Annotated in this window: 3 protein-coding genes; 1 reads left to right on the top strand and 2 read right to left on the bottom strand. The window is 72.1% G+C overall.

The genetic code is table 11. The features are described from left to right. Nucleotides 1-196: 196 nt before the first annotated feature. Both ABZ479_RS24630 and ABZ479_RS24625 read right to left on the bottom strand, forming a co-directional pair. On the bottom strand, nucleotides 197-868 hold the full coding sequence (locus tag ABZ479_RS24630) for a response regulator (RefSeq protein WP_450386271.1): 672 nt from the start codon (nucleotides 866-868) through the stop codon (nucleotides 197-199). Nucleotides 869-884: 16 nt separating this feature from the next. After that, nucleotides 885-1,736, bottom strand: a complete 852-nt coding sequence (locus tag ABZ479_RS24625; protein ID WP_499603572.1) for a RecB family exonuclease — start codon at nucleotides 1,734-1,736, stop codon at nucleotides 885-887. On the opposite strand from ABZ479_RS24625, the gene ABZ479_RS24620 reads away from it, so the two are divergent. Then, nucleotides 1,735-3,066, top strand: coding sequence for a site-2 protease family protein (locus ABZ479_RS24620; RefSeq protein WP_500463572.1), 1,332 nt, complete (start codon nucleotides 1,735-1,737; stop codon nucleotides 3,064-3,066). The genes ABZ479_RS24625 and ABZ479_RS24620 overlap by 2 nt on opposite strands. The last annotated feature ends 181 nt before the right edge of the window (nucleotides 3,067-3,247 follow it).

Genomic DNA, 3,247 nt, shown 5'->3' with positions numbered 1-3,247 from the left:
TGCGTTGTCGAATCGTCCGAGTAGCCCACTACGAGGACGACTCTCCGCCTTGCGATGCACCGCACCAGACGCCGCTGGGCCCGCCCTTCGGGCGGTGGGGGCACCTCCCAGCGGTAGCTGGGGGAGCTCATTTGACGACACGCCCTAGCCGCCAGGGCCCGCACGGGCCGCCGGCCACCCCACACGCCCCGGGACGCTACTGCGCCCCGGGGCGTACCAGTCCGCTCTCGTACGCGTACACGGCCGCCTGCACCCGGTCGCGCAGCGCAAGCTTCGTCAGCACATGACCCACATGGGTCTTCACCGTCGTCTCGCTCACGAACAGCTCCGCGGCGATCTCCGCGTTCGACAGGCCCCGCGCCACCAGCTTCAGCACCTCGACCTCCCGGTCGGTCAAGGTGTGCAGCGCCTGCGGCACCGGCTCCTCGCCCGACGGCAGCCGGCCCGCGTACTTGTCCAGCAGACGCCGCGTGATGCTCGGCGCCAGCATCGCCTCACCCGCCGCGACCACCCGGATCGCCTGCACCAGCTCGTGCGCAGGGGCGTCCTTCAGCAGGAAACCGCTCGCACCCGCACGCAACGCCTCCACCACGTACTCGTCGAGGTCGAAGGTCGTCAGCACCAGCACCTTCGCCGGACCGTCCCGGCCCGGCCCGGTGATCTGCCGCGTCGCCTCCACCCCGTCCATCCGCGGCATGCGGATGTCCATCAGCACCACATCGGGCTGCAGCGCACGCACCTGCTCCAGGGCCTGCTGGCCGTCCCCCGCCTCGCCGACCACCGCGAGGTCGCCCTCCGCCTCCAGGATCATCCGGAAGCCCGTACGCAGCAGCGGCTGGTCGTCCACCAACAGGACGCGAATAGCCACAAGATCTCCTTCGCCCTCAGGACTCCCCATTCTTCCCCACGACGGGCAGCGGATACGGTGGGGGAGTCCCCCCGAAAGAGGGGCACACCTCCCGGTGGTCGCACCAGTCGCACAGCCGCCCCGGCCGCGGCCGCCAGTCACCCGACTCCGTGGCCCGCCGGATCGCCTCCCACAGCGCCTCCAGCTTCCGGCCCACCGCCCGCAGCTCACCCTCCGACGGGTCGTACGTCAGCACCTCGCCACTGCCCAGGTAGACCAACTGCAGCCGGCGCGGCACCACACCCCGCAGCCGCCACAGCACCAGCGCGTAGAACTTCATCTGGAACAACGCCTCGTCCGCGTACTCCGGCCGCGGCGCCTTGCCGGTCTTGTAGTCCACCACCCGCAGGTCACCCGAGGCCGCCGCGACGTCCAGACGGTCGATGTAACCGCGCAGCGTCAGCCCCGACTCCAGCTCCGTCTCCACGTACAGCTCACGCTCGGCCGGCTCCAGCCGCGTCGGGTCCTCCAGCGAGAACCACCGCTCGACCAGCCCGGCCGCCTCCTCCAGCCACTGCGCCAGACCCTGCCCGTCCTCCGCGGCGAACAACTCCGACAGCTCCGGACGCTCCTCCAGCAGCCGCTGCCACTGCCCCGGCACCATCGCCCGCGCCCGGTCCGCCGTCCGCTCCGCCGCCGGCACGTCGAAGAGGCGCTCCAGCACCGCGTGCACCACCGTGCCCCGCGTCGCCGCCTGGCTCGGCTTCTCCGGCAGCCGGTCGATCACCCGCAGCCGGTACAGCAGCGGACACCGCATGAAGTCGGCGGCGCGCGACGGCGACAGGGAGGACGGCGGCCTCGGAGGAACGGCTTCGGTGCTGGTGCCCATGGCAGGACCCTACGGGGTGGCGCCGACAGCCGGTGTCGGGTCCCCGCAACCGGGCAATACCATCGACGTCGGAGCGTCAGCGACACGAGGGGAACCAGTGAGCGAGAGCCAGCAGCCGCCGTCGGGCGGCGAGGGGACTCCCGGAACCGGCGACGGGCCCGCCAAACGCCCCCCGGGACCCGGCGGCGGCATCCTCATGGGCCGCTTCTTCGGCGTGCCCGTCTACGTCGCGCCCAGCTGGTTCCTCGTCGCCGCCCTCATCACCTGGGTCTTCGGCGGCCAGCTCGACCGCGTCCTGCCCGAGCTCGGCGGCGTCCGCTACCTCGTCTCGCTCTTCTTCGCGGTCGCCTTCTACGCCTCCGTGCTCGTCCACGAACTCGCCCACACCGTGGCCGCCCTCCGCTTCGAGCTGCCCGTGCGCCGCATCCAGCTGCAGTTCTTCGGCGGCGTCTCCGAGATCGAGAAGGAGTCCGAGACCCCCGGCCGCGAATTCGTCCTCGCCTTCGTCGGCCCCCTGCTCTCCCTCGTCCTCGCCGGGGTCTTCTACCTCGGCATGTACGGCGTCGAACCCGACACCGTCCCCGGCGTCCTGCTCGCCGGACTCATGATCAGCAACCTGCTCGTGGCCGTCTTCAACCTGCTGCCCGGCCTCCCGCTCGACGGCGGACGGATGCTCCGCGCCGTCATCTGGAAGATCAGCGGCAAGGCCATGACCGGCACCATCGCCGCCGCCTGGACCGGACGCGCCCTCGCCATCGCCGTCCTCGTCGGCCTCCCCCTGCTGTCGTACGCCGGCGGCATGAACGACGGCGGCGACGGCGCCACCGGCTTCGACTCCCTCACCGACGCCCTGCTCGCCGCCATCCTCGCCGCCATCATCTGGACCGGCGCCGGCAACAGCCTGCGCATGGCACGGCTGCGCGAGCACCTCCCCGAACTCCAGGCCCGTACCCTCACCCGGCGCGCCCTCCCCGTCGCCTCCGACACCCCGCTGTCCGAGGCCCTGCGCCGGGCCAACGAGGCCGGCGCCCGCGCCCTCGTCGTCGTCGACGGCCAGGGCACCCCCACCGCCGTCGTCCGCGAAGCCGCCATCGTCGGCGTCCCCGAGCACCGCCGCCCCTGGGTCGCCGTCTCCGGCCTCGCCCAGGACATCAAGCCCGGCATGAAGGTCTCCGCCGAACTCGCCGGCGAAGACCTCCTCGACACCCTGCGCGCCACCCCCGCCACGGAGTACCTCGTCATCGAGAACTCCGGCGAGGTCTACGGCGTCCTGTCCACCGCCGACGTGGAGAAGGCCTTCCTCGCAGCCATGGCGAGACCTTCTTCTTAGGGCTCGGTTCGCCTCCGGGGCGCCCCAGCCGGTGTCGACGGTCGACCGTGCTCGGTCACTCGTTCCTCGCGACCTCCGCGCGCTCTCCCTTTCGACACCGTCCGCGCCCCTTCGGCTCACTCGCCGAGGCAGCAGTCGGATGTGCACGGGCGCCGACCGCTGGGGCGTCCGCGATGACCCG

The organism is Streptomyces sp. NPDC005722, from assembly GCF_040630935.1.
Lineage (GTDB): Bacteria > Actinomycetota > Actinomycetes > Streptomycetales > Streptomycetaceae > Actinacidiphila.
The sequence above is the reverse complement of the archived record's forward strand: the minus strand, read 5'-3'. Positions and strand labels throughout refer to the sequence as shown.